Origin of the sequence: Corynebacterium aurimucosum, assembly GCF_030408555.1 — a bacterium.
Classification (GTDB): Bacteria; Actinomycetota; Actinomycetes; order Mycobacteriales; family Mycobacteriaceae; genus Corynebacterium; species Corynebacterium aurimucosum.
Map to the genome: position 1 here is coordinate 2607770 of NZ_CP047048.1, position 26629 is coordinate 2634398.

Annotated in this window: 25 protein-coding genes; 13 read left to right on the top strand and 12 right to left on the bottom strand. The window is 61.3% G+C overall.

What is annotated here, in order from left to right:
• Positions 1 to 44 precede the first annotated feature (44 nt).
• The 4 genes from CAURIM_RS12260 to CAURIM_RS12275 all read right to left on the bottom strand — a co-directional run bounded on the left by CAURIM_RS12260 (position 45) and on the right by CAURIM_RS12275 (position 4295).
• Positions 45 to 227 carry a hypothetical protein gene (locus CAURIM_RS12260; RefSeq protein WP_010187901.1) on the bottom strand — a complete coding sequence of 61 codons (183 nt, stop codon included), beginning with the start codon at positions 225 to 227 and terminating at the stop codon, positions 45 to 47.
• Positions 224 to 1579 (bottom strand): glycosyltransferase family 87 protein, encoded by a 1356-nt coding sequence (locus CAURIM_RS12265; RefSeq protein ID WP_201828967.1) that lies wholly within the window; start codon positions 1577 to 1579, stop codon positions 224 to 226. Before CAURIM_RS12265 ends, CAURIM_RS12260 begins: the two co-directional genes overlap by 4 nt.
• A 63-nt stretch (positions 1580 to 1642) precedes the next feature.
• A complete protein-coding gene (locus CAURIM_RS12270; RefSeq protein ID WP_201828966.1) occupies positions 1643 to 3859 on the bottom strand; it encodes a transglycosylase domain-containing protein in 2217 nt (738 codons plus the stop codon).
• A 76-nt stretch (positions 3860 to 3935) separates the two neighbouring features.
• A complete protein-coding gene (locus tag CAURIM_RS12275; protein WP_070525641.1) occupies positions 3936 to 4295 on the bottom strand; it encodes a DUF5318 family protein in 360 nt (119 codons plus the stop codon).
• Between the two features lie 169 nt (positions 4296 to 4464).
• On the opposite strand from CAURIM_RS12275, the gene CAURIM_RS12280 reads away from it, so the two are divergent.
• The 3 genes from CAURIM_RS12280 to CAURIM_RS12290 all read left to right on the top strand — a co-directional run bounded on the left by CAURIM_RS12280 (position 4465) and on the right by CAURIM_RS12290 (position 6505).
• Positions 4465 to 4944, top strand: coding sequence for a MarR family winged helix-turn-helix transcriptional regulator (locus CAURIM_RS12280; protein WP_201828965.1), 480 nt, complete (start codon positions 4465 to 4467; stop codon positions 4942 to 4944).
• 83 nt (positions 4945 to 5027) lie between these two features.
• Positions 5028 to 6011, top strand: a complete 984-nt coding sequence (locus CAURIM_RS12285) for a universal stress protein (protein ID WP_070525643.1) — start codon at positions 5028 to 5030, stop codon at positions 6009 to 6011.
• Positions 6012 to 6022: 11 nt separating this feature from the next.
• Entirely contained in the window at positions 6023 to 6505 is a 483-nt protein-coding gene (locus CAURIM_RS12290) for a hypothetical protein (RefSeq protein WP_070525645.1), read from the top strand.
• On the opposite strand, the gene trhO is transcribed toward CAURIM_RS12290, so the two are convergent.
• Positions 6502 to 7431 carry an oxygen-dependent tRNA uridine(34) hydroxylase TrhO gene (gene trhO / locus CAURIM_RS12295; RefSeq protein ID WP_201828964.1) on the bottom strand — a complete coding sequence of 310 codons (930 nt, stop codon included), beginning with the start codon at positions 7429 to 7431 and terminating at the stop codon, positions 6502 to 6504. The genes CAURIM_RS12290 and trhO overlap by 4 nt on opposite strands.
• 53 nt (positions 7432 to 7484) lie before the next feature.
• Positions 7485 to 8981 carry a DUF1846 domain-containing protein gene (locus CAURIM_RS12300; RefSeq protein ID WP_201828963.1) on the bottom strand — a complete coding sequence of 499 codons (1497 nt, stop codon included), beginning with the start codon at positions 8979 to 8981 and terminating at the stop codon, positions 7485 to 7487.
• A 77-nt stretch (positions 8982 to 9058) separates the two neighbouring features.
• Between CAURIM_RS12300 and CAURIM_RS12305 the strand changes: the two genes are divergently transcribed.
• Together CAURIM_RS12305 and CAURIM_RS12310 are read left to right on the top strand one after the other, a co-directional pair.
• A complete protein-coding gene (locus CAURIM_RS12305; protein WP_201828962.1) occupies positions 9059 to 9874 on the top strand; it encodes an Fpg/Nei family DNA glycosylase in 816 nt (271 codons plus the stop codon).
• 10 nt (positions 9875 to 9884) lie between these two features.
• A complete protein-coding gene (locus tag CAURIM_RS12310) occupies positions 9885 to 11483 on the top strand; it encodes a bifunctional ADP-dependent NAD(P)H-hydrate dehydratase/NAD(P)H-hydrate epimerase (RefSeq protein ID WP_201828961.1) in 1599 nt (532 codons plus the stop codon).
• Between the two features lie 161 nt (positions 11484 to 11644).
• Here CAURIM_RS12310 and CAURIM_RS12315 read toward each other — a convergent pair whose 3' ends face one another.
• Genes CAURIM_RS12315 through CAURIM_RS12325 form a run of 3 tightly spaced genes read right to left on the bottom strand, consistent with a single transcriptional unit; the run spans position 11645 to position 14165 of the window.
• Positions 11645 to 12469: a YwaF family protein gene (locus CAURIM_RS12315; RefSeq protein ID WP_201828960.1), complete on the bottom strand. Its 825-nt coding sequence runs from the start codon at positions 12467 to 12469 to the stop codon at positions 11645 to 11647.
• 53 nt (positions 12470 to 12522) lie between these two features.
• On the bottom strand, positions 12523 to 13170 hold the full coding sequence (locus tag CAURIM_RS12320) for an ABC transporter ATP-binding protein (RefSeq protein WP_201828959.1): 648 nt from the start codon (positions 13168 to 13170) through the stop codon (positions 12523 to 12525).
• A complete protein-coding gene (locus CAURIM_RS12325) occupies positions 13170 to 14165 on the bottom strand; it encodes an ABC transporter permease (RefSeq protein WP_201828958.1) in 996 nt (331 codons plus the stop codon). Before CAURIM_RS12325 ends, CAURIM_RS12320 begins: the two co-directional genes overlap by 1 nt.
• 115 nt (positions 14166 to 14280) lie before the next feature.
• Here CAURIM_RS12325 and CAURIM_RS12330 point away from each other — a divergent pair, with 115 nt between their 5' ends.
• From CAURIM_RS12330 to CAURIM_RS12340, 3 genes are read left to right on the top strand one after another with little or no spacing between them, the layout of a single operon-like run.
• Positions 14281 to 15447: a histidine kinase gene (locus CAURIM_RS12330; RefSeq protein ID WP_201828957.1), complete on the top strand. Its 1167-nt coding sequence runs from the start codon at positions 14281 to 14283 to the stop codon at positions 15445 to 15447.
• A complete protein-coding gene (locus CAURIM_RS12335) occupies positions 15422 to 16042 on the top strand; it encodes a response regulator (RefSeq protein ID WP_201828956.1) in 621 nt (206 codons plus the stop codon). The genes CAURIM_RS12330 and CAURIM_RS12335 overlap by 26 nt, the downstream gene beginning before the upstream one ends.
• Positions 16043 to 17053, top strand: coding sequence for an NAD(P)-binding domain-containing protein (locus CAURIM_RS12340; RefSeq protein WP_201828955.1), 1011 nt, complete (start codon positions 16043 to 16045; stop codon positions 17051 to 17053).
• Positions 17054 to 17056: 3 nt separating this feature from the next.
• On the opposite strand, the gene CAURIM_RS12345 is transcribed toward CAURIM_RS12340, so the two are convergent.
• A complete protein-coding gene (locus CAURIM_RS12345) occupies positions 17057 to 17629 on the bottom strand; it encodes a VanZ family protein (protein ID WP_201828954.1) in 573 nt (190 codons plus the stop codon).
• Between the two features lie 86 nt (positions 17630 to 17715).
• On the opposite strand from CAURIM_RS12345, the gene CAURIM_RS12350 reads away from it, so the two are divergent.
• Complete coding sequence (locus CAURIM_RS12350) at positions 17716 to 18681, top strand: MDR family oxidoreductase (RefSeq protein WP_201828953.1); 966 nt, start codon at positions 17716 to 17718, stop codon at positions 18679 to 18681.
• A gap of 30 nt (positions 18682 to 18711) precedes the next feature.
• Here CAURIM_RS12350 and metS read toward each other — a convergent pair whose 3' ends face one another.
• A complete protein-coding gene (metS, locus tag CAURIM_RS12355) occupies positions 18712 to 18876 on the bottom strand; it encodes a methionine/alanine import NSS transporter subunit MetS (protein WP_070525148.1) in 165 nt (54 codons plus the stop codon).
• 25 nt (positions 18877 to 18901) lie between these two features.
• Complete coding sequence (locus CAURIM_RS12360; protein WP_201828952.1) at positions 18902 to 20521, bottom strand: sodium-dependent transporter; 1620 nt, start codon at positions 20519 to 20521, stop codon at positions 18902 to 18904.
• A gap of 344 nt (positions 20522 to 20865) precedes the next feature.
• Between CAURIM_RS12360 and CAURIM_RS12365 the strand changes: the two genes are divergently transcribed.
• The 4 genes from CAURIM_RS12365 to CAURIM_RS12380 all read left to right on the top strand — a co-directional run bounded on the left by CAURIM_RS12365 (position 20866) and on the right by CAURIM_RS12380 (position 26578).
• Positions 20866 to 22566 carry an FAD-binding dehydrogenase gene (locus tag CAURIM_RS12365; protein ID WP_201828951.1) on the top strand — a complete coding sequence of 567 codons (1701 nt, stop codon included), beginning with the start codon at positions 20866 to 20868 and terminating at the stop codon, positions 22564 to 22566.
• Between the two features lie 27 nt (positions 22567 to 22593).
• A complete protein-coding gene (locus CAURIM_RS12370) occupies positions 22594 to 23877 on the top strand; it encodes a hypothetical protein (RefSeq protein ID WP_201828950.1) in 1284 nt (427 codons plus the stop codon).
• A gap of 231 nt (positions 23878 to 24108) precedes the next feature.
• A complete protein-coding gene (locus CAURIM_RS12375; protein WP_236659366.1) occupies positions 24109 to 25851 on the top strand; it encodes an RNA/DNA-binding domain-containing protein in 1743 nt (580 codons plus the stop codon).
• A gap of 538 nt (positions 25852 to 26389) precedes the next feature.
• Positions 26390 to 26578, top strand: a complete 189-nt coding sequence (locus CAURIM_RS12380; RefSeq protein ID WP_236659365.1) for a type I restriction-modification enzyme R subunit C-terminal domain-containing protein — start codon at positions 26390 to 26392, stop codon at positions 26576 to 26578.
• Positions 26579 to 26629 lie beyond the last annotated feature (51 nt).

Consider the following 26629-nt stretch of genomic DNA (forward strand, 5'->3'; position numbering starts at 1 on the left):
CACTGACCGGCGGAAAAGGAAATCCCCTATCTCCTCGGCCGCATCTAGTGGGTCGCCGCGACAAATATCGCCGAACCAGCAGGAATCACGGTGAGAAACAGGAGGGCCAGCAGCCCCAGCACAATGGGCCAGGTGCGGTCTTGAGAGCGTTGAAACAGGTAATAGGCGCTCAACACGCAGATAAAACCCAGCGTGATGGAGATGATGCCCAGGATCGTCATAGTCATCGCGCAAAATCACCGGCCAACGGGTCTCTACCGCCGTGCGCAGCACGGACCTTATCTTCCGACTTGCCCCACATCTGACGGATAATCAACACGCCGATGGCGATGATGAAGCCATCACGGGTAATCACCGCGATATCCAGCATCTCGTGCGGCAGGCCCTTGTTCTCAGCCCCGAGCATGTGCCAGGTAAGGATGGGCCAGAGGAGGGCGTCGGCAAGCGCCCAGCTAAAGATGAGGCGCCAACGTGGCAGGGCCAAGAGCGCCGGTACGACGAGCCACAGTGAGTACTGCGGTGACCACACCTTGTTGAAGATCAGGAAGGCCATGATGATGAGATAGATCATCTCAGCCACCCGCGGCGCACGCGGCGTCTTGAGTCCCATAATGGCGATGGCAGCGCAGCACGCCAGGAAAGCCACGAAGGAGAAGGTGTTGAGGAATTCCGCCTCAAAGCCCACGCCCGTCACGCGGCTCAACAGCGCATAGATCGTGGTCCACTCCGCACCACGTTCCTGATTGAGCCTGAAGAACTCGCCCCACGCTTCGGGGTAGGCCAGCGCCACGGGAAGGTTCACCACGAGCCACGTCACAGCGGTTGCCACGACCATCTTGGAGAAAGGCGCCCAGCGCTTGTGACGGATGGCCAGCACCAGAAACGCGCCCAGGATAAACAGGGGCCACAGCTTAAACGCCGTGCCGAGGCCAATGAGGATGCCGGCGAGCCAGTTCTTACGCTTTGTCACTGCAAGAAGCGCGCCGACCATGAAAGCCACCGACGGGATGTCCCAGTTCGTAAAAGCGTGAATAGCCACGAGCGGGCTGGCCGCCATGAGGATGGTGTCCCATGCCCGGTTGCCCGTGAGCTGGAAGACCATCACCACGGTGCCGACCCACACGAGGGACATGATGAACGCGGTCAATCCGAAGTACCAGCTGACATCTGCCATCCCAAGCCACTCGACGGCCGGATAGGTGGTGCGCGCCAGCCATCCGACGGCGCCCTGAAAGAGGCCAGCCAGTACCGGGTACTCCATGTAGCGGGTGAGATCGCCCTCAACCCAGGAATAGGCATAGGGGAAGCCCGGCTGATCGAGTCCGCGCCCACCATAGAGCGGGACGATGTCGTTGTAGCAAAAAGCCGTATATTGGCGGTTGCCATCCCAGTTCAGGCTGATGAGGCCATCCTCGCCTCGGCGACTACCTGCACAGGTTGCCTTACTTAAAAACCCAAACGCCAAAAACGTCCACGCCAGCGTGATAACCACGCGCAAGGGCGTCCACCACCCGGAATAAGCCGAACGAGCAAAGCGTCCCGTCGGCCCACCCAGGGCGTCGACCGCGTTGTGGGTCATAGACTCGGATGAGAGAGACACGATCTGCGAAGTAGTGTGATGGCTCACCGGGCGATCAAACTCCTATTGACCAAGTAATTGGTCGAGTCTATCTCCATTGAGAATGTCATCGAGCGAAGGGACCTCGGGCTCTGCGGGTTGGGCCGGTTGCTCAGGCTGTGCTGGCTGGTCTGGGGTCTCCCCCTGTCCCTCATCGTGGTGCTCGCCGTCTTCGGCTGGCGCTTCCTCGTCGCCCTCGTTCTCCGGGCTTGCCGGCGCCTGGTTCCACGTGGTGCTCTGGCTCGGGTCATAGACATACCCGGAGCCCCAGCTGCCGACGCCATAGTGAATCGGATAAGCCTGCGGGAAGGACTGCTGCTCGACGTTAGCCAGAGAGGTGTCCAAAATGGACTTCCAAATCTTCGTCGGTGCGTCCGAGCCGTACATGATTCCGCCCCACTGATTAAAGATTGCGGAGGTGTTATCAGCCGTGCCTACCCACACTGCTGTAGCCAGCTGCGGCGTGGAACCAACCATCCAGGCATCTTTGTTGGTGCCCGTATCACCCAGCTGGGTGGTACCAGTCTTGGAGGCCGACGGGCGTCCACCAGCCAGTGCGCCATTCGACCATGCGGCAATCGGCTGCATCGCAGAAATAACGTTATTAGCCACGTTGGCGGAGACACGGCGCTCACCGCCATCGGTCGGATTCTCGTAAAGGACCTCGCCGGCGGCGTTTTCTACCTTTTGCACGAAGTGCGGCTGGTGCCACACGCCTTGGTTGGTCAAGGTAGCCATGGCGGTTGCCATATCGAGCGGGCGGGACTGGTACTGGCCCAACACCACGCCTTCGTACGGCGTGCCACCGTTCTCCGTTAGGGTCTTCTCAATCCCCGGCAGGCTGCGGGCGACGCCCAACGCGTGCGCCATGTCCGCGGTGTCTTGCATCTTGTTTTCCAGGTCATCCTGGAGGCGCAGGAAGGAGGTGTTATAAGAATTCTTCAGCGCCTCAGCGATGGAACAGCTTCCGCAGCCGCCGCCAACGTTGGTCACGGTCTGGGAACCAGGCAGTTGGTAGGGAGCGGAGGAGTAATAGGTATTGAGATCAATGCCCTGCTGGAGGGCCGCAGCCAGCGCCATAATCTTAAAGACCGAGCCGGTCTGCAGCGGAGAGTTGGCGTAGTCCCAACCATTCGAGTCATCGCCGCCAAAGTAACCGCGCACAGCACCCGTAGCTGGGTCGATGGTCACGGCTGCAGCACGGGCGTCCTCCTGCAGCACGGCAAGCTGCTCGTGGGCGGCGTCGGTTGACGCGTTTTGCACGGTCATGTCAATGGTGGTGGTCACCTTGAGGCCACCGGTGGCTAGCTGGTCCTCGGTGATTCCCACGCGTGCCAACTCGCCGGTGACTTGGTTCTTGATGTGCCCGTAGGCACCAGGTGCCTCGGTGTAGGCAGAGTACTCGCTTGGGTCGCGCGTCTCCGGGAAGGCCATCTGGGAACGCTCAGTCGCATCCAGATCGCCCATCTCGACGAGACCATCCATGACGTAGTTCCAACGGGCCTGCGAGCGTTCCTCATCCACCCACGGATCCAACACGGATGGGGACTGGATGAGGCCGGCGAGCATAGCGCCTTCCTCCACGGTGAGATCCTTAGCGTCCTTGTTGAAGTAGGCGTTAGATGCAGCCTCGATGCCATAAGCATTACGGCCGAAGTAGACCGTATTGAGGTAGGCGTTGAGGATTTCTTCCTTGGACCACTCGTTGGTCATCTTCACCGAGTAGATGAGCTCACGAATCTTGCGGACGTAGGAGTATTCGTCACCCACCAGCGTGTTCTTTACGTACTGCTGGGTGATCGTGGAACCACCGCCGGCGGTGCTATCGCCCGTGAGCTTGCCCAAGACAGCACGGCCCAATCCAGTGAAGGAAAAGCCGGAGTTGGTCCAGAACTCGCGGTCCTCGGCAGCCAGCACGGAGCCCTCTACATAATCCGGGATCTCGTCTAGGGTCACCTGCCGCCGGTTGCCCTCGGGCGGCACCAGTTTGGCCAACTGCGTTTCCCCATCGCCGGCGACGATGGTGGAAATCTGACTCGGCTGCAGCTCCTCGGGCTCGGGGACGTCGTACTGCGTATACGCGAAGCCGAAGAGAAGGGCGGGGATGCCCACCAAAACAAATAAGACAGTGAGCACGATCCACGGCCAGCGGCGTTTAGAGCTCGACGAATGCCGTGCGCTGCGCGAGGGGCTCTTCCTACTTTTACCGGACTTTCGCCCAGAGGTTTCCTTCTCGGTCACTGATCCGTGTCCTCATCAATCCTGTACAGAAACTGTAAATATATGCAGCTTACCGGCGCGAACTGGGAAGCCAAAACTACCCTAAAGCATAGACCGTGGCGGCTCGAAGCAGATGGTTCCAGCGGCACGCCGGACACACTTCCACGAAATGCACGGTGAATTCGATGCCCTCAGCGGCTATCTCTGCGATTTCTGCTTCGCTGCGCGCGCTGCCTGCTCGGCGTTTCAAGGCATCTCCGTACACCCACCGAGTCAGCCGCATGTCCTCACCGCAGACCGGGCACGGCTTGTGCATGTCGACGCCGTGATGCTTCGCCGCAGCACGAAGGAGAAAATCGGCATCACAGACCTCTTCGCGCCCGAGCTTCCCCGCACGAAGTTCACGCAGATGTTGCGCGCGCTCCCATTCATAGGAGACCTCATTACGGTAGGCCACGGTTGGCTTTGATTTTGCCGACTCTGCTTAGACGGAGAATTCACGCCGGACAGTGTAGTGCCGGCGACTCCAACAATCTAGAGCGCTCCTAAGCACTTCGTGATAGAAAACCTAATTTTTCAAATAACTAACTACCGAAGCGCACGATCTCTAGCTACACTTATTTTCCATGAGTGAAGAAACTATCGAATCCCCGGTCCCCTACGAGGATGCCCTGGAAGTCGCCCGCCAGATCCAGCCGGCGCTCAACAAGCTCATGCTCATCTTCCAGCGCACCACGGAGGGCACGTCCCTGACAACGTCGCAGGTCTCCATCATGAACCAGCTGCGCATGCGTGGTCCCTCCCGTGTGAGCACCATCGCGCAAGCAGAACTCATCCGCATGCCTACCGCCTCCAATGCGCTATACCAATTGGAGCGCCACGGATTCGTGGAACGGCACCGCGATGAAAAAGACCGCCGCGGCGTACTTGTCGCCCTTACCCAGCTTGGGGAATCGGAGCTGACCATTGTCTCCCGCCAACGCGCGGCGGCTTTGGCTGAGATCCTGCGCTGGCTCGACCCAGAGGACATCAAGGACGCAGACACTTTGGTCAATCTCATCTCCAAGCTTGCTGATGTCTACCGTCCAATCATGGAAGGGAAATAGACCAAAAAGTGCCGGTAGAGCGGATTTTATTTTCCGGCATGAAGGGTCGATAATGAAGAAAACGACCCCGAACTTTTTATTGAATGGCTAAGAATTCTTCACACCCTGCGGAAGGGCCATGCTCCCCGGACGACCAGCTCCCTCCGCTCCGCGTCCTCGTGTCGTGGAGCCCTAGCTCCACCGGCACGGAGGCCATCGAGTTTGCAGCGTGGCTCGCGCGTTCCACCTCCGTTCGGATTCGCGTGGTTTCAACGATTTCGCAGCCCCTCACCGTGACGTCGCTCAGCAAGCTCAGCGGTTCCTACAAGAAGTGGTTCAAGAAGGAGCACGCCACCTGCGAACGCGCCGTCAAGCAGGCCTTGCACGCAGCCGGGGTGGATAAGGACCAGCTCGATAAAAACGTCTCCGTTCTCTTGGCAGGGCCTTCTCGCCCACAGCTCTTGGAGCAGGCGGCTGAGGATTTCAAAGCGAGCGTCATCCTCCTTGGGGCCAATCAATCCGCGCCGAAGGGCCGTTTCTTCTCTGGTTCTACTGCTGACGCGCTTCTGCACTATTCGCCCCTCCCTGTCGGTCTCATCCCGCGTGGTATCAAGCTGTCCAAGCACGGCGTCACCCGCATCAATTTCGCCTTCACCGACTTGGGCAGTGCCGACGACCCCGCCCTCCTGCATGCCGCATGCATTGCACAGCGCGGCGGAATCCCCCTGCGTATCCTGGCGTTTTCCCCCAAGGGGCTTGTCGACGTCCCCCTCGAATACTCTCCGACCTTTCCCTCCGATGCCCCCAATTGGCGCGAGCACTCACTCTCACTGTTGGACCGGGCGCACGATTTCATCGCGGATGCCTACCCCGAGCTTTCGGTCACGACGGCCATCGGCAGCGGCCATGGTTGGTCCGGCGCGGTGGATTCACTGAAGTGGAAGAAGGGCGATCTGCTCTGCTTGGGTTCCTCTCCCATGGGGCCCATCGAACGCGTCTTCATCGGCAGCACCGCCACCGAGCTGCTTCCCCACCTGGGCGTTCCAGTACTGGTCTGCCCCAGCACCTACGATAAAGAAGCACGTTAGACTGACAAACCATGGCAGCAGAGCACCCCGAAAACGATCTCACGTCCGACGCGGACTATACCAACCTGCCTCGCCCTGAGCCTCGCAGCTTTGACGAGCTTGCCGACGAACCCGATCCCCTCACCGTCGCCGAGGCTAATCGCCGTTCCTCGCGCCAAGCGCTGTGGTTTATGATTTTCATCCTCGTCGGTTCGGCGCTCTATGCGCTTCTCCTCGCGGGCATCTTCAAGGTCGCTGGAACCACAACCAACTGCCTGCAAGCCGAATACGCCGCTTGGCTCTGCACGAGGACCCAGCGCGCCGTGTTCGCCACGACGACGCTGATCATCCCCTTCATTGGCATGATCGGCTGCGCAGTCATTATGGTGCGCAAACTCAAGGCTTACGTGCGCTGGCGCGGCTGGATGGCCATCTTCTGGGTCATGGCCGGCAACTTCATGATCTGGTGCATCAACGATATCCAGATCCTGCTGGCCCCGGTTCTCGAAAACTAGGCCTGTGCCTGGGACGCAGCCACCTCGGCGCAATCTGGGCGCCCACAGTGCTGTGTCTCTACGTGCTGGATGCAATCATCACAGATGAGCACCTGCTTGCGGCAGGTGTCCTCATTAATGCAATTGTGGAAGGTATTCGTCCCCTTCCCACAATGCACGCAGTGGCCGAGCTGAATAAAGCCTGGATCCTCTAGGCCCTGGCCAAACTCGTGGTGCATGCGCTTGTCAAAGACATACATCGAGCCTTCCCACAGGCCATCGTTGCCGTACTTTTCGCCGTAGCGGACAATGCCGCCGTCAATCTGATAGACCTCGTTAAAGCCCCGGTTCTTCATCAGCGCGGAGAGGATTTCGCAGCGGATGCCGCCCGTGCAATAGGAGACCACGGGCTTATCCTTCATCCAGTCATACTTGCCGGACTCGAGTTCGGCGATGAAGTCGTGAGTCGTGCGCACGTCCGGCACCACGGCATTCTTGAATTTGCCGATTTCGGCCTCCATGGCATTGCGCCCGTCGAAGAAGACGACCTCCTCGCCGCGTTCTTCTACCAGCTTGTTGACCTCTTCGGGCTTGAGGTGGAGACCGCCGCCGATGACGCCGTTCTCATCCACCTTGAGCTCTCCCGGCGCGCCGAAGGCCACGATTTCATCGCGGACCTTGACCGACAGGCGCGGAAAGTCCTCCGCGCTGCCCTCGGACCACTTGAACTCCATCTTCTTGAAGCCTGGGTACTCGCGGGTCTCGCGCACGTAGCGCTTACACGCATCCATGTCACCGCCCACGGTGCCGTTGATTCCGTGCTCCGAGATAAGGATGCGGCCTGTCAGCCCGAGCTTCTCGCAGAGGTTACGCTGCCACAGCATGATCGCGGTGGGGTCCTCGATGGGAGTAAAGCAGTAGTAGAGGAGAATCTTGCCAATAGTCACGCCCGCAAGTCTAGGCCTGCTAGTGGCAAGATCCCCAATCTTTCGGTGGAGTCTTAGCGCTTCTGGTACAGCGCGCTCTTGCGGGCAAAGACCGGATCGGAGGTCACCAGGACGCCCAGGTTGCGGAAGATGCCCTCATCCACCGAACCCAAGATGGTGGTGGTGTGGACATCGCAGCCCTCGAGTTCCTTCAGTGCGTCGAGCGCGCGGCGGGCGTTCTCATCCTTAGCCGCGGAGACAGAGAGCGCAATGAGCACCTCGTCGGTGTGCAGGCGCGGGTTCTGCGAGCCCAAGTGCTTGGTCTTCAACGTCTGGATCGGCTCGATGGATTCCGGGGACAACAAATGCAGGTCATCATCGATGCCAGCGAGGTGCTTGAGCGCATTGAGCAGCGCGGCTGCTGAGCAACCCAGCAACGGGGAGGTGCGGCCGGTGATGATGGTGGCGTCGTGAAGCTGCAGCGCGGCTGCCGGGCCTTGCGTCTCCTCCGCCTTCTGACGTGCCGGGAGCACAACCGGACGGTCGGTGGACTTAATGCCGGCCTTCGCCATGACTACGGCGGCGCGCTCGGATTGCGTGGAATCAAGACCGTTGCGGGCTTCTTCCACCAAAGTCTTGAAGTAGCGGCGAATGATCTCCTGCTGGGAGGCCTCGCGGCAGACCTCATCGTCGGTGATGCAGAAGCCCACCATGTTCACACCCATGTCCGTCGGGGACTGGTAGGGCACGGTGCCGGTCAGGCGCTCCAGCAGAGACTTCAGCAGCGGGAAGGCCTCGACGTCGCGGTTGTAGTTCACCGTCGATTCGCCATGCGCGGAAAGGTGGAAGTGGTCGATGACGTTGGCGTCGTTGAGGTCCACGGTGGCGGCCTCATAGGCCAGGTTCACCGGGTGATCGAGCGGCAGGTTCCAGATGGGGAAGGTCTCAAACTTGGCATAGCCTGCTGGTACGCCGCGCAAATTCTCGTGGTAGACCTGTGAGAGCGCGGTAGCCAGCTTGCCGGAGCCCGGCCCCGGCGCGGTAACCACCACGAGGTCACGGGTGGTCTGAACATAGTCGTTCTTGCCCAGGCCATCCTCGGAGACAATGAGGTCGATGTTGGCGGGGTAACCCGGGATGACACGGTGGCGCGCCACAGTGAGCCCCAGGCGCTCGAGGCGCTCGATGAAAGCCTCGGCCTGGCTATTGCCGTCCTCGAGCTGGGTCATGACAATGTTATTGACCAAGAAACCGCGGTCCCGGAAGACGTCGACAAGCCGCAGCACATCATCTTCATAGAGGATCCCTAAGTCACCGCGCATCTTTTGGCGCTCAATGTCCTTGGCATTAATGCAGACGAGGATTTCTACGTCATCCTTGATGCGCTCGAGCATCGCAATCTTGTTATCCGGGGTGAAACCGGGCAGAACGCGGGAGGCATGCATGTCATCGAAAAGCTTCCCGCCCATTTCGAGATAAAGCTTCCCGCCAATTTCTTTGCGCCGAGCGTTGATGTGCTCCGACTGCAGTTCAATGTATTTTTCACGGTCAAAACCGATTGCGCGCCCCATAGTATTTAGGCCCTTCCGTTCAACGGGTAGTACCCGGAAAGTCTACAGCAGCACAACCCCCGCGTAGACTTCCTGACATGCCTGAGGGACACGTTATTCACCGCCTTGCTCGGACACTCAATGCGGACTTTCGCGGCGCGCCGCTGGCTGTGAGCAGCCCCCAGGGCAGGTTTGCTGCGGAGGCCGCGCTTGTCGACGCCTCTTCCCTCTCCCTCGCCGAAGCCTTTGGCAAGCACCTCTTCCTCCACTTCGATGCGGACAGCCCGCGCCACGTGATTTACATCCATTTGGGCCTCATCGGTTCCCTGCGCTTTGAGCCTTCCGCTGATGTGTGGGGCCAGATCCGGCTGCGCATTGATAACGGCACAACAGCCGCCAACCTGCGCGGCCCGCAGTTCTGCACGCTCATCACAGAGGAGGAATACCAGGCCAAGGTGGCGAAGGTGGGTCAGGATCCTCTCCGGGAGGATGCCGACCCGGATGCCCTATGGGCCCGCGTGCATGCCTCGCGGCGCAGCATCGGCGCGATGCTCATGGACCAGGCCCTATTCGCCGGGGTGGGCAACATCTACCGCGCAGAAGCTCTTTTCCGACAAGAGCTTTCCCCCTTCATCCCCGGCAACCAGCTCGACCGAGCGGAGTTCGATGCCATCTGGTCTGACCTGGTCGATCTCATGGACTACGGCGTCGAGCACGGCCGCATCGATACGGTCCGCCCCGCCCATACGCCGGAGGCCATGGGCCGCGAGCCGCGCAAGGATGACCACGGCGGCGAGGTCTATGTCTACCGCCGCGCCGGGCAACCCTGCCACGTGTGCGGCACCGAGATCCGGGAGCAGGTCATGCAGGGCCGTAACCTCTTTTGGTGCCCCACCTGCCAACCCGCGCGCTAGGGTGTGGGGTATGCGCCCTGCTTATACCGTTGCTACTGTTCGTGCCGCTGAGAAACGACTGCTGGGACAGCAGTCTCATGAGGATCAGCTCATGAAACTGGCGGCAGCCGCGGTGGCAGAAACCGCGTCGGTGATGCTGGAGGCACGCCCCGGCGCGGTGCTCGTTCTTGCCGGTTCCGGCGGCAACGGCGGAGACGGGCTCTTTGCCGGGGCGGAGCTGGCCTCGCGCGGGGTTACGGTCCATGCCCTGGTTCCAGAGCGCTGTCACGAGGAGGCTCTCGCTGCGTTCCGTTCCGCCGGTGGCGCGGTCCTTTCTGCCGACGCGCTGCCGTCAGGCAGCGCGCTGGTTATTGACGCCATCGCCGGCCTCGGCTCCGCCCGGGGCTTGAGCGGCACCGCGCTCTCGCTCTACCGCCACGCCACGTCTGCCGGGGCTGCAGTCTTGGCCGTCGACATGCCCACCGGCGTCGATGCCGACACGGGAGTCTGCGCCGCGGATGCCGTCCACGCCGATGTCACCGTCACCTTCGGCTCGCCGCGCCTCGGCCACCCGCTCGCCCCCGAATGCGGGCAGGTGGTGGTCTCCGATCTCTTCCTGCCCGACGCGCCTTCCTTTGCCGAGACCCTCGCTGAACTGGACGAACCAGCGGCATTCATCGCCCACGAGCCCACCGTTCCGACGCCCTTTGCGTGGCAGCCGGGCGAACTCGATCTTCCTGGCGGGCGCGCTTCCCGCCCCTGGCCGGTTGGCTGCACCGGACCCATCGTTGATCCCACGCCAGCCGCGCGCTCGGATAAGTATTCCGGCGGCGTCGTTGCCCTGGCCGCCGGAAGCGATACCTACCCGGGTGCGGGGATCCTCTGTGCCACCGCAGCGGTGCGCGCCACGCCCTCGATGGTGCGCTTCATCGGCGATAACTCAATCACCTCTTTGCTGCCCGAGCTGGTCTGCCATCCCAATGTGGCCTCATCCGGTCAGGCCCAGGCCTGGGTCGTGGGCCCCGGCCGTGGAACCGATGCAGCGGCCGCCACCGAACTGCGCAAGGTCCTGGCGCAAGGGCTTCCTACCGTTATCGATGCCGACGCCCTTACCCTTCTGGCACGCAATACCTCCCTGCGCCAGAAAGTCACCGAGCACCCGATGACCATCCTCACCCCGCATGAAGGCGAGTTCAGCCGCCTCTACGAGGCCGCCTTCGGCTCTGCGCCCGATGCGGCTACCGGCTGGAGCCGCGCCCTCCACGAGCTAGCCGAAGAGCTGGACAGCATCATCCTGCTCAAGGGCCGCCTAACTCGCGTTACCGCTCCGGGCCAGCCGCTCTATTCCTTCAACGCCGGTCACTCTTTTGCCGCGACCCCGGGCTCCGGGGACGTGCTCTCCGGCATTCTGGGCGCGGTCATGGCCCAGCTCTTCGCCGAATCCTCCACCGAAACCGCGGCCGCTACCGCCGCCCAAACCATCACCGAGGTCCTCCACGCCGGCGCCATCCACGCGCATGCGTCGGCCATCGCGGCCGAGACCCCCGAGGGCTTCGCGCCCTGTTCTGCGTCCCAGATCGCTGCGGCCATCCCGCAAGCCATCGCGCGGCTCCTCAACGCGAAGCGCTAGCTCCGTGGCCCGGCGCTAGCTACGCAGCAAGGTACGTTTCGATCAAATAGCACCCCAGAAATTCGAAGATCTGGGACCTTATTTGATCGATCCGTACCTAGCCACCACTGTGTGGGTACGTTTTCGCAACGAAGCCTTCGAATTTCGCGATTCTCGGACCACTATTTACGAAAACGTACCGTGGCGCGGCGCAGGATCCCGGACGCGGTACCGACGGACTTGCGCATGAGCCCGCGTGGCCCCACCGCCACCGTGCCGCGGCGCAGCGAAGTGTTTTCCCAGGGCCACGTCATCCCGGCCCATGCTGCTGCGACGGCGAGAGTCTCTGCCGCGATGTAGCCGGGCCAGGGTCCCAGCAGGTTGATGATAGAGGGGCTTCCCGGCGCGTGGTTAAGGAAGCCATAATTGCCGTCGGTCTTCGCATTGACCGCCATGGCGGTGGCCATCCATACAGGGGTGACCTTCACGGCGAAGCGATAGCCCTTCCACGTCGGCCGGTAGCCCAAACCAAAGGTCAGCGCTAGCGGAACAGCAAGGGCCACGATGTGGAAGAACCAATAGGTACCAAACCGCAGCCAACGCGGGGAGAAGTAGTAGATGACGTCCGGGGTGATAATGGCCTGCGGGTTGAGGATGATGCCCCAGAAGTAGGTCAAGATCAGGGCGTGCTCGTTGCCGGTGATAAGGCCCAGCGCCAAAATGGGGCGCAGCACATCGCACAGGTGCAAAGGCAAAGACTCGCGGATATCGAATTGCTTCGGGTCCAGGGAGATGACCGTCCACGCAGTGCCCGCCACCAGCAAGGCCCAGCCCACCATCCGGCGGATGAAGGTCTCGCGGGAGGTTCCCTTGATTCTGCGGGCAGCGACGATAAAGACCCCGCAGGCCACCACGGTGATGCTCAACATGAGCGCATGTAGCGCGGTCCACTGCTGCATGCGCGGGTAGTCAGTTGGGCTTACTCGGGGCTTGCGGGGTCGAATCATAACGGGGTATTAATTTACCCCTTTGTATGAACACGTGAGAGATGAGAGTGTTTCTATGCTGCTAGCCCGGAGTATTCGGAGAGCTTGCCGTCTTTGACCTCGACCACGTTGTCGGCATAGTCGAGCAGGCTGCGATCGTGCGTGATGAACAGAGTTGCAGTATCGAAGTCATCGGTGACACCACGTAGCAGCTTAGCAATCTCGCGGGAGAGCTTGGAGTCCAAAGCTGAGGTCGGCTCATCCGCAAGCAGCACGGAAGGCTGGCCCATGAGCGCACGCGCAATGTTGACGCGCTGGCGCTGACCACCGGAGAGCTGGTTCATGCGGCGGTTGCCAAAGCCCTCCAAACCCACGAAGCTGAGCAGCTCATCGGCACGATCCTGGCGCGGCTTGCGGCCTTCCATGTGATCAATAATGAGCAGCTGCTCGCGCGCCGTCAGGGCAGCTAGCAGGTTGGCCTGCTGGAAGATGAGCCCGCGGGTGCCGTGCATCTCGACGGATCCTGAGTCCGGCTCGATGAGACCGGCGGCTACGGAGAGCAAGGTGGACTTGCCGGAGCCGGATTCGCCGATGACGGCGGTGAGCTCGCCCGGCTTGACGTCGAGGCTGACATTATCCAATGCCGTGACGCGGGAGTCGCCGTCGGGGTAGGTCACCACGATGTCGCGAAGGGACAGGGCGGGAGTAGCAGTGGTAGTCATTAGGCGTTGCCTCCTAGGGCGTCGAGCGGATTGATCTTGGAAACGCGGCGGGTGGCCAGGAAGGCACCGGCGATGCCGAGCAGCCAGATTCCCAATGCGGGGACGATAACGGTCATAGCGGAGACCTCGAAGGGCACAGTGCCCTGGGCGGCAAGGCCCAGCAGCCAGCCGACGAGCGCGCCTGTCCCAACGCCAATCGCCAAGATGATGGCTGCCTGCGCAATAGCATCCTTGAGCAGGTACTTCACGCTGGCCCCAAGGGCACGCAGGATGGACAGGTCACGAGTGCGCTGGATGGTCCAGATGCTCAGGAAAGCGATGGTGACCAGCGCGGAAATACCATAGAGGAAGGCCTGCATGGTCAGCAGGGAACCGCGCTCCGAGCTATAAGCCGGAAGACCGGACAGGGCCTTGCTCATGGACACGGAAGTGTCGGTCGGCTCCTGGGACAGCACGGCCACACCCACCATGTCTTCGGGGGAATGGGAGACCTTCTGCCAGGTTTCGGTAGAGACCCACACCACCGGGGAGTGAGAGTAATACTCATCCTCGACCACTGCGTTCACGTCCAGGTCCACTCCGCCGAGGGTGCCCCGGGAGGGCGCGTTCATGTCTTCATCGATGGATTGGCTCAAGACCATGCCTTCCTCCGGAATCACGGTGCTGGAGCCAGGAATCTGGGTGCCGGCGGGCAAACCGATAACCGCCACGCCGCCGTGGCCCTCCAGCTTGGTTTGGGAGGTGCCCAGCGGAATACCAGAAGCGGGAACGTCCTCGGCGAAGATCTCCGACTCGGTGAAGGAGGGATCTTCCGTCGAGAAGGTCACATAAGGATTCTGCTCCCCGAGTGCCTCAAGCGCGGAGGTGTTTTGCTTGGACAGGCCTTGGGTCAGGCCGGACAACATAACGAGCAACAACGTAATCAGAGCCACGACGCCGCCGATCAGGAAGAACCGACCGCGGGCTGTGACTATCTCTCTCAATGCCAGGAACATACTATTTATCCTGCGTGTGCGGGCGCCGAAAGTAATCGGGTAGCCAGTTGAACCTCCACTCAACCAGTTGGTTGATTCGCCCTCCTCCAGCCAGAGGATAAGGTGGATTGCCGTGATGATGAGCAACAAACTGTGGACCGTGGGACTGCACGCCATGTTCGGCTTTCTCCTCGTCTTCGGAGTGCTCCGCGCGTGGGCCGATGACCGTCTCGACGCCCGCGCCCTCGGCCTCTCCATCGCACTCGCAGTGGTCTACACGGGATTTGCCATCTTCGGTTCCCGCACTATCGCCCGCCCCGTCCCCACCACGCTATGGCTCGCCGCCCTGTGTCTGTTGTGGATCGGGCTCATGGTGCACGCCCAAGACTTCATGTGGCTTGAGTTTCCGCTGGTCTTCGTCTTTATCCATGCCCTTCCCTTCTGGCCGGGAATCGTCGCCAGCGTGGTGTTGTGGGCCGTCGCGGCCTTCGTCCCCGCATGGATCCATCCGCAATTCTGGACCGCGGCCGCGGCCATCGGCCCGTTCATCGGCACCTGTTTCGCCGTGGCCGTCTACCACGCTGCCCGCCGAGTGCAGGCGGAGGCGGCGCACCACGAGGCCGTCGCCAAGCAGCTGCGTGAGACACAGGAAGAACTAGCCGCCAGCGAGCACCAAGCCGGGCGCCTCGAGGAGCGGGAGCGGCTCTCCCGCGAAATCCACGACACCGTGGCGCAGGGGCTGTCCTCCATCGTCCTGCTCAGCCGCGCCGCCAAGAACACCTCCGCGCAACAGGACGTGACCGAGCAGCTCGCGCTCATTGAGAAGGTGGCCCAGGACAACCTTGCTGAGGCCCGGCGCTTCGTCAAGGAGCTCGCGGCCCCTGCCTCCTCCATCGACGCGGAACTGCGCTCCCTCGTGGATGAGCTCCAAGCCCAAGCCAAGGGCCTGGGGCTGCGCACCCGCTTCGGGCTCAAGCTCACTGGCAGTGCGGACGTCCCCGCCGAGTTTTTCCACGTTATCTTGCGCGCCGCGCGGGAAGGGCTGACCAATGTCATGAAACACGCCGATGCCGACAAGGCCGTGGTCACTCTGGGCTCTTTCGAGGATGGAATCATCCTCGATGTGGTCGATGACGGCCGTGGCATCGAGGGCCCGCGCGGCTTCGGGTTAACCGGCCTGGAGCAGCGTGTTCGCAGCGTCGGTGGCAGCGTCCAGGTAGAATCTTCACCCGCCGGCACCGCGCTCGCGGTGCGAATCCCAACAGGAGGCAGCAGCAATGGTCAACGTGATGCTCATCGATGATCACCCCGTGGTCCGCGCCGGGCTGCGCGCGATTCTTAACGCCTTCCCCGATATTGAGGTGGTGTTGGAAGGCTCCGATGGCTCGGCCGTCGACAAGCTAGCGGATGCTGATGGCCCCCATATCGATGTCGTCGTCTGCGATATCCAAATGCCGGACGTCGATGGTATTGCCGCCACCCGGCGCGTTCGCGAGCTCGATGGGCCACCGGTGCTCATCCTGACCACCTATGACACGCAGGCGGATATTCTGGCCGCCGTGGAGGCGGGCGCGTTGGGCTACCTGCTCAAGGACGCCCCCGAAGAAACGCTGCACACCGCGGTGCTCGACACCGCCGCGGGCAAGCGGACCTTGGCGCCTGAAGTCACGAACCTCCTGGCGGAGCGCTTGGCGCAGCCGGAAACCGCGCTGTCTCCCCGCGAGCTGGAGATCCTGCAAGCGTTGTCCACGGGGGCCTCCAACAAGCAGATTGCCCAGCGGCTCTTCATCTCCGAGGCCACGGTCAAAACCCACCTCATCCACGTCTATCAGAAGCTCGGCGTGGAAACCCGCACCGCAGCCGTCTCCGCCGCCCGCGAGCGAAAGCTCATCCAATAGATGCATACCTACGATTGCATCGTGGTGGGTGGCGGCCAATCCGGCCTGGCCACCGGCTACTACCTGCGCCGCCAGAAGCTCGACTTCCTCATCCTCGACGCCAACCCCTCCCCCGGCGGAGCTTGGCAGCACGTGTGGGATTCACTCACTCTTTTTAGCGATGCCCAGTCCTCCACCCTGCCCGGCTGGCCCATGCCCACCTACCCGGGTTTCCCGCCGGCGTCCCACGTGGTGGACTACCTCACCCGCTATGAGCAGCGCTATGACCTGCCGGTCCGGCACGGGGTGGCGGTGGAGCGCGTGCTTGACGACGCCTCCCGCTTCCGCCTCCTCACCACCCACGGTGAGTTCCGTGCCCGCACCGTCGTGGCCGCGACGGGCACATGGTCCGCGCCCTTTATCCCCTTCTACCCCGGTGAATTTCAGGGGCGCCAATGGCACACGGCGAGCTACCCGGGGTGCGGTCCTTTCGTAGAGCGCGGCCACAACAATCCTGTAGCCGTTGTCGGTGCTGGTAATTCCGGCGCGCAGATCGCCGCCGAGCTCGCCCTCGCCGGAGTGGACACCACGTGGTTTACCGCGCACCCGCCGCGCTGGATGCCGGATGACGTGGACGGGCGCGTGCTCTTTAGCCGCAACCGTCAGCGCATGCTGGCCAAGCTTCGGGGCGAGCCGGACCCGGGACCCGAAACAGAACTAGGGGATATCGTCATGGTCCCGCCCGTGCTCAAGGCCCGCGATAGTGGGATTCTGAGCGCCACCAGCATGTTCTCCTCGCTCGATGAGCTAGGCCGCGCAGGCTTTAGCGATCTCATCTGGGCCACCGGCTTCCGGCCGGCCTTGCGCCCCTTCCCCGGGCTGCTGGCAGAAGGAAAGCCCACGGTGGAAGGTTTCTTCCCCGTGGGCTATGGCTCGTGGACGGGCCCGGGCTCGGCCACGATTACTGGTGTCTCACCCTATGCGCGGCGGGTGGCGGGGGACGTCGCCAAGCTCGTGCGTACGCCCAGCTAAGTACTACAGCACCACCAAAGCGAGGAGCACCACCGCTGCCAGCGCAAGGAGGAATCCCAGGCGGCGCAGGATCTTTGTCTGCTCTTCGCGCCCCAAGCGCGCCATGAGTACGGCGCCGAGGACCGAACCCACGGCGTTGTAGAGAAGGTCATCGACATCGCTAAAGCCCAGGGCAAAGATGTATTGGGCGCTTTCTATGCACAGGCTGACCATGAGGCCGATGAGCATCGCCCCGCCCAGGCCCCATTTAATACCCGACAGGTTGCGTCCAACTACGTAGAGCGCCGCCCCCAGAGGCATGAAGAGAGCGATGTTTCCTATCAGATCTGTCCACGCACCGTACCACACGGAGGCGTTCTCAAAACCGCCAAAGAGCTGTGTATTTACCTGACGCACCGCATGCGCGGATCCATCAACCACGCCAGGGATATCCATGAAGGGCTTGCCCACCGTCGCCAACATCACGACGACCAAGGACAGGGCCGTGACCAGGAAGGAATCACGCCGCAGGTGCCGATACGGATCCGGCGCGGGCCGCAGCCTATTGCGCGGGTGTTGAGCTTTTATCCCAGTCATGCGCTTCACCCTAACGATGTTCTCTGGAAGCCGGCTGAAGCAAAAGCCAGAAAACGCTGCTTCATATCCTCTGTACGATAGTGCCCATGAGCACACTCATTGTCACCCGCGCGGATTCCGGAGTAACCCATTCCTTCCAAGAGCAGCCCCTGCTCGGGGAAGGTGACACGGTCGTAGATGTGCAGTTTTCTTCCCTTAATTACAAGGACGCCATGGCCTTGGAGGGAGATAAGGGTGTCATGCGCATCGATCCCCTCGTCCCCGGCATCGACGTGGTGGGCACCGTGGCGGAGACTTCCGATTCTCGCTTGAGCCCTGGCCAACTTGTGGTCGCCTGTGGCGATGGCTTGGGCGAATTCCGCCACGGCGGCTACACCACACGCCAACGCGTCAATGCAGAGGCCACCATCCCCGTGCCCCAGCGCTTCAGCGCGCACGATGCCGCCGCGATCGGCACGGCCGGCTACACCGCCGCTATCTGCGTGAACCAGCTGCGCGCGCACGGCACCACGCAGGGCCATATCTTGGTCACCGGCGCCACTGGCGGCGTGGGCTCCGTCGCGGTCCAGCTGCTCAAGTCCGCTGGCTACGAGGTCACCGCCGTGACCGGCCGCGTGGATTCCCAGTCTGAATATCTCACCGCACTCGGCGCGGATCACGTTCTGGATCGCGCGGCGTTGTCGGAGACCGGCCGCCCGCTGCAGAAGGCGCTGTACGACGGCGCCATTGACACCGCCGGTTCCACCGTCCTGGCCAACGTGTTGGCACAGGTGCGCTGGGGTGGTGTGGTCGCGGCCACCGGTATGGCAGCCGGTCCGGATCTTCCCGCTTCGGTGCTGCCGTTCATTTTGCGCGGCATCGTCCTGGCCGGCGGCAATTCGGTCGACGCGCCCCGCGCGGTGCGCGAGGCTGCCTGGCAGCTTCTCGACGAACACCTCGACCTCAACATGCTGAACTCGATCACGGCAACGGTGCCGCTTTCCGACGTCGCCACCGCGGCCACCGAGCTGCGCGCCGGCTCGCGCCACGGGCGCACGGTGGTTGAGATTTAAGCGGGCACAGAGCGCACCGCGTCCCGCTGTTTAGTGCACGCGGTGGGAGAGGGATTCGTCGTCAGTGCCGGGCGCGTTGCCCAGCTCGCCCGTGGTGTCATCGTCGCTGCGGGCCAGCCAGATGGAGGAGAGCACCAGTCCGCCCCAGATGACGACGACGAAGAGGATGAAGAGCAGGATTGCGCTTGTAGTCATTGTCGTTGACCTTTCCTAATACTCGTTACTTGTCGTCAGTGTTCGGTGCGGCTGTAGTACCCGTGGCAAGCGGGTTCGGGGTGCCGGCTGGACGCCCACCTACGGGGACGCCGTAGTCCGAGGTCTCCATGCCATCCAGGTACTTGTTCCCGCGGAAGGCCACCAGCGGCATGAGGAAGCTGGCAAGCAGGATGATTCCCAACACCGCCCAGCCAAAGAGGCCAATCTGGGTGGAGGAGTAGCCCTCATAGCCCTCGCGGGCGATGGTGAGAATTTCGTTGACTAGGAAGTAGACCAGCAGCAGCGGGGTGGCGATGAAGGTCAGGAACTGCCAGAAGCCACCGACCTTGAACTGCGATACCGCATTGAGGTGCTGCTGAATCTCACGGCGGCGGCCGGTGACCCAGCCGACGACCACCAGGGCGCAGATGGAGCCGAAGACGATACCCAGGTTGTTGGTGAACTTATCCATGATGTCCAGCGTGACCAAGCCCGAGGACGTGGAGAAGAGAACACACGACACCACAGCCATGGTGCCGCCCACGGTGATGGCGGAAACGCGGCGGGAAATGTTGAACTTATCTGCCACGGCGGAGACGACGACTTCCATGATGGAAATCAGAGAGGTCACGCCGGCCAGGAAGAGAGAGCCGAAGAAGAGGACGCCGAACAGTCCGCCGAGCGGCATGAGGTTGATGATCGTCGGGAAAGCGATGAAGGCCAGGCCGATGCCGGAAGATGCCACCTCATCCACCGCCACGCCCTGTTGGGCGGCCATGTAGCCCAGGGTGGCGAAGACGCCGATACCGCCCAGCACCTCGAAGGAAGAGTTAGCAAAGGCCGTAACCAGGCCGGTGTTGGTGAGGTTGGTGCGCGGCTTGAGATAAGAGGCGTAGGTAATCATGATGCCGAAGCCAATGGACAGGGAGAAGAAGATTTGTCCGTAGGCGGCAATCCACACCGACGGGTTGCTCAGCACGGACCAGTCCGGGGTAAAGAAGGCGTTGAGGCCCTCGGCGGCGCCGTCGAGGAAGAAGGCACGGATGACCAAGATGATGAACATGACGGCCAGGACAGGCAGGAAGATGGACGTCAGTTTGCCGATGCCTTCATTGATGCTCGTGGCCAACGTGGCGATGCAGACGATCCACACGAGGATCATGACGCCAAGGATGGACGGGACGATGTGCCCTGAGTAGGTCGCCTCCGGCTCTGCTTGGAGGAAGTCACCCATGAAGTACTCCGCGGGATCATCGCCCCATGCCTGGGTCACAGACTTGATGGTGTAGAGCGCCGCCCAGGCAATGATGGCGGCGTAGTAGATGGCGATGAAGAAGTTCACGCCGACCTTGAACCAGCCGATTCCCTCCCAGCGGCTGCTGATGCGTCGGAAGGCCAGCGGCGCGGAACCGCGGAAGCGGTGACCAATAGCCAGGTCGAACCACAGGATGGGAATACCGGCAGTGAGCAGGGCAACCATGTACGGGATGAGGAAGGCACCGCCACCGTTCTCATAGGCAACATACGGGAAGCGCCAGATGTTACCCAGGCCAACGGCGGAGCCGATGGCGGCCATGAGGAAGACAAAGCGCGTATTGAAGGTATCGCGCGTTGAGCGAGTCTTGTGCGGGGTTGATGTGGTCATGAGAGAACTTTCTTCTTGAGCAAATATCGCGCACGGCAAGACCGTAAGAATTGTTTATACGGGCCGCGTACGACGAGTATTAGCCAGAATCTTAGCCTACCTGCCGACCTATAGGTACCGTTTTGAGTTTTTATTTCTAGATCTTTATCCCTGCCTAAACCCCATGGCCAGGGCCCCAAAACCACCACTACCCCTCAACGCCTAGCTCTTGTCCGAGATGATGGGGTCCGGGAGGAAGCTAAGCGATGAAAGCTGAAATCATGCGGGAGCCCGCGGCTAGGTTGCGCCACTGAATTGCGAGCCAAGTCACACAATCGGGGCGAGTTTCTTTTATCATTACTGTCATGAAAGAAACTAACTCGGTCACTGGCTCCGTCATCATCGTCGGCAGCGGCCTCGCCGGCATGGTTGCCGGATACGAGGCCCTCAAAGGCGGCAAGCACGTCATCTTCCTGGAACAGGAAAACCGCAATAACCTCGGTGGCCAGGCCTTCTGGTCACTCGGCGGGCTGTTCTATGTCGACTCCCCCGAGCAATCCATGATGCGCGTCAAGGACTCCGAAGAGTTGGCCTGGCGGGACTGGGCCAACTCCGCAGACTATGACCCGGTGACCGAGGATGACCGGCACGACTACTGGGGCGAGAAATGGGGCCGCGAATACGTGCGCTTCGCCGCCAATGAAAAGCGCGGCTACCTCAAGTCCTTGGGCCTCAACGTCCTCCCCACCATCGGCTGGGCCGAGCGCGGCTCCGGGGATGCCTCCGGCCACGGCAACTCCGTGCCGCGCTTCCACCTCACCTGGGGCACGGGCCCAGAGGTCGTGCGCGTCTTCCGCGAACCACTCCTTAAAGCAGAAGAAAAAAGCCAGGTAGAGTTCCATTTCCGCCACCGCGTGGACGAGCTCGTCGTTGAGAACGACGACGCTGGCAGCCCGCGCGTCGTCGGCGTGCGCGGCAGCGTCCTCTCCCCCACCAGCCAGCCGCGCGGTGAGGCGAGCTCGAGGGACGTGGTCAAGCACTTCGAGCTGCGCGGCTCCGCCGTCGTCATCGCCACCGGCGGCATCGGCGGCAATCTGGAGAAGGTACGCAAGATGTGGCCCACTGAGCGTTGGGGAGAATGCCCGAAGGAACTGGTCACGGGTGTTCCCGCGCATGTCGACGGCCGCGGCATCGACATCGCCCAGCAGGCCGGTGCCTCAGTAGTCAACACCGACCGCATGTGGGCCTATACCGAGGGCATGACCAACTGGAACTCCATCTGGCCCGGCCACGGCATTCGTATCATCCCCGGCCCATCAGCACTGTGGCTCGACGCCGAAGGCAACCACCTGCCCACCAACCTCTTCCCCGGCACCGATAATCTGGCCGCGCTCGCCCACATTGGCCAGACCGGGCACGGCTATTCCTGGTTCGTGCTCAACAAGGCCATCGTGGACAAGGAATTCATCTTCTCCGGCTCGGAGCAGAATCCGGATCTGACGGATAAGGAATTCAAGAAACTCGCCGGCAAGCTAGGCCCCGGCACGCACGTGGCCGTCAAGGCCTTCATGGACAACGGTATCGACTGGGTCGTAGAAGACAACCTAGAGGATCTTGTCGCCGGAATGAACCAGATTTCGCCGGAGGGCTCCCCCACCATTGAGGTAGCCCAGCTTCGAAAAGTCCTGGAAGACCGCGATTCTCAACTAGATAATCCCTTCAGCAAGGACGCCCAAGTCAACTACCTGCGCGTGGCCCGCGGCTTCCTCGGCGACAAGCTCATTCGCGTGGCTCCCCCGCACCGCATCCTCGATGAATCCAAGGGCCCGCTCATCGCAGTGCGCCTGAAGTTCCTGACCCGCAAGACGCTGGGTGGATTGGAGACCAACCTGGACGGCCAGTGCCTCAATCCCGATGGCACGGTACTCCCCGGCCTCTATGCCTGCGGTGAGGCCTCCGGTTTCGGTGGCGGCGGCATGCACGGCAAGAATGCGCTGGAAGGCACCTTCCTGGGCGGTTGCATCCACTCCGGTAAGCGCGTGGGCGAAGCTTTAGCGCGCGATTAGCACGGTTTTCTAATACTGTCGGGCACTATGAACCTCGCTAGGAACGTTCGCATCGACGTGGAGAATCCCTTCTTCACCACGTCCCGCTTCGTCGCCGCCCCTACGGAACTCACCGTGGGCGAGATGATGATCATCGTCCACGCCGCACTCGGCCTCGAGCCCTCTCATCCGGGAATCCTCGTGGGTGAGGAAGGCACGCCAATCGACGTCCTCAGCATCATCGACCAGGACTTTTTCGAGACTTTCCGGGAAGTAGCGCACTACCACCCCTCAGACGGCGCATGGAATATCAGCATCAGCGTGGCCGATAGCTCGCGCGTCGTCATGGGCCTTCCGGCCCTCATCGCCGGTGAGGGCCCCGATCTGATGAGCGAGCTGGGCAGCGCCGAAGCGATGTTCAAGGTGGTCCTCGATGTCCAAGCGACTATGGCCTACATGGCCGTGCCCACGGAGAGTATGGAGCGCATTTTCGAGCTCTTCCCCAACTACACACTGGACCAAATACACCAACGCCTCACCACGTTCTTCCCGCCGGCCGTGGCGCAGCGCCTGGCCACCATGGGCACGGAGGCCGCCAACCTGGAGGGCGGCACCAAGCCCGCGCTGCCTGGGGATCTCCCCCTCGATCCTTTCCGCTCCACACCCTTCGAGGACATCCCGGTGCCATCCCTGGAGATCCTGGAGCAATGGCGCGCGGATATCCACGAGGCCTACCCGGAGCTGCGCCCCGACTATGAGCTGCCGGCGCTTGACGACGCCACCGCTCACCACGTAGGCCAGCGTATACGCGAATACCTCGAGGTCATCGAGGAATATCCACGCCTGACCGGGGCCGGCTACCTCAAGCAGGCGGCTGTCGCGCGCCTTAAGGAGGGACTGAATAGCCCCAATGACTTTGATGAGGTCAAGCGCGAGGACTACCACCAGCCGCTGCTGAACCTGCGCGGATTCCTCACGGACCTGGATTGGCTCAAGACCACAACGACGCAGATCAAGCTCACCAAATATGGCCGCAAGGCCATGAGCGATCCGCTCTGGGCAACGCAGGTCATCATGAACAACATCCCTTATGCCTACGCCGAACCGGAGGGCATTCCTCAGCTCTCCTTCGAACTAGTCCACCTATTGCGCGGTGAGTGGGAGTTCAATCCGGAATACGACTACACGCACGCCATCACCCGCGATCTGCTGTTCACGCTGGGTGTCATCGAAGATGACTCCACATTCCCCATCATCACCGATGGGTGCGAGGGCTTCCTCGGCGCGATCATCACTAACGTCCGCCAGGAGCTGAACCAAGAGCTGGATTAGCCCTGGTTCAGCCCCCTCCAGGCCGCATGCCGCTGCCTACAACTACCGCGAACAACTCACAACAACCTCGAAACAACTACAAAAACCAGCAACAACCCTTTTGAACTGCCCTTTTCCAACCGATGGGAGCGCTAAACCAGACACAGTTGTTGGCAAAGTTGTTTAAGAGTTGTTTTTCGCGACACTCAAGCCTCAGAAAAACAACTTCCTGGGGAAATGTACAATAAGAACATGGACTCAACAGTTCCCGAGCTTGATTTTCTCCCCGCCCACGTCCGCGATGCCCTGGATGCAATCTGGGCCGGGGCGAAGGCCGACGCGGTGGAATCAGAGGTCCTCGAATTCAAAGAGGACCCCGCCGCCCGCCAGGTGGGCGCTCGCCGCAGCGGGAATCCGGACGGCGACATCATTGAAAAACTTATCGACGAGTCCGTGTGCTTTGCTAACGGCGACACCGGTTCTGGGCACATTGTCCTCGGTGTCGCCGATAAAACACCCGGTCCCGCAGGTTTTTCGGGAACGGCAATGGATCCGGGAAGGATCGAGAAGAAAGTTTTCCACGGAACAGAGCCCAATCTGCGGGTTGAAGCGACCGAATTCGACTACCGCGGCTGCCGCCTTGTTCTTGTTCGCATCCCGGAAGCCCTGTCCTTCTATCGACGCAAGAAGGGGCAGGCTTCCCGCCGCGTGGGAACAGATTGCACCCCCGTTCCTGAAGAGCTACGTCGCGCTATTTCACGTGTCCGCGCCAACCCCGATTTTTCCAACTCCCTGTCCCAGAAGGCCACACAAGACATCGATCTTGCGTCACTCAACGAAGCGCGACGACTCCTCCAGGTAAAGCGCAGCCGCTCGGGCGAAAGCGTACACGCACCCGAGACGACCACGGGCCTCCTCCGCGAGTTGGGACTTATCGACGAGGCTGGCCGGCTCAAGCGTGCCGGCGAAATTCTCCTGCTCCCACCAGAGGTTCCCCAGGTGATAATCCGCCACCTGTGGCGCCCGATGGTGGGCGCCGACCCGCAAGTTACTGAGATTTCTGCACCGCTTATCCAGGCACTCCCCCAAGTCCGCCGCCTCATCGCTGAGCGCGGCGACCAAGAGGTCGAACGCGTCCAGCTGGATAACGGTCAAGAATTCGCCATTCCTCGCTTCCCGTCGCAGGCCGTGGATGAAGCCGTCACCAATGCGGTTATTCACCGCGATTGGCAGCTCTCCCGCCCCATCGTCATTGAGCAATCACCCCGGACCCTGAAGATATTCTCACCCGGGCCGCTGCCCGTGGGCGTGGAACCCCATCGTCTCCTCACTACCCAGTCCATTCCTCGCAATCCGCGTCTGATGGCAAGCATGCGCATGCTTGGCCTCGCGGAGGAGTCTTCTCGCGGTTTTGACCGCATGTGGGCCGCGATGTTGTCCACTGGTCGTGAGATTCCACAGGTTGATGCCACCGACACTGATGTGGAGGTCATCATGTCCGCAGGAAAGCCAGATGTCGATTTCGTTCGATGCCTACAGCGCCTGGCGGACGTCAAGGGATCCCAACTCATCGGCAACCTTAATACCCTCCTCACACTGAAGCACTTGTGGGAAGCTCCGCTTATCACCGCCGACCAGATAAAGAAAAAGACTCAAACTTCCGACATCGAAATGGAGGAACTCGTGGCGGTCCTCGAGGAAAAGGACCTGTTGACAAAGGTAAGGGATGCCAAAGAATGGGTGCTGAGCGACTTCGCGCGTAAGGCAATGGGCAAGGAATCCCCGGGGGATCTATCTACTGTCAGCGTCCAGGAGTGGATAGAGGAACGCCTGAAGTCCGGTGAGTCTTTACGTTCTTCCGAACTTGCTGAAGACACTGGACTCAGCCGAACTGAAGTCACCAATATCCTGCGCCACCTGCGCACTCTCGGCCGCGCCATCATCGACCCCGCCGGACCACAGCGCGGCCCAAACACCCGCTGGATCGCCCCGTAGGCGAAAACCTTAGACAACGACAAACAACCCACAACAACCTCGAAACAACTGCAAACAACCAGCAACAACCTGTCTGACCTGCTTTTTCACAACAAAGGGGAGCTCTAAACTAGACACAGTTGTTGGCAAAGTTGTTTCAGAGTTGTTTTTCACGACACTCAAGCCTCAGAAAAACAACTTCCTGGGAAATGGATACCGAAGAAAGGTGAACCAGGCAAGGGGTTTTTTGAAAATTCACGCTCGAGGGAATGCGCACGTCCATGTTTTGGACTCAAAGAAGGAGCGCCAACCGTATACAACCAGCAATTTTGAAAGAAGGAATGAGTATGAATTCCACCTGCAGAATTGGACGTACCGTCATTTGCGCCTTAAACCCTAAAAGTCGCGCCGCCCCGAAAATTACATATGGCTATTTAATAGAAGATAGCTTTTACTAATGGCATGGACCGTGACACGCGCAAGGCCGCGGTCATGGATTTAGCCGATGAGCTGGGGAATTTAGTCGCGGTCTCCCCCGCCCCTGGAGGAACAGCTCGGCGTGGGCCTTCCCCGCTTAGTCCGCACCATCATCGGGTTGGACGAATCCGCGGCGCGTTCCGCGTTTGCGGACATGATGGACGGCGCACGCCTGAACTCGGTGCAGCTGGCCTTCATGAACCAGATCATCGGCGGGTTAGTCCACAACGGAATCGTCACTGTCGCGGAGCTCTTTGAGAGCACCTTATGACAACTATAGTTCCCCCTTCGACGCCTTTGACGGCAACGTGGCCACCATCCA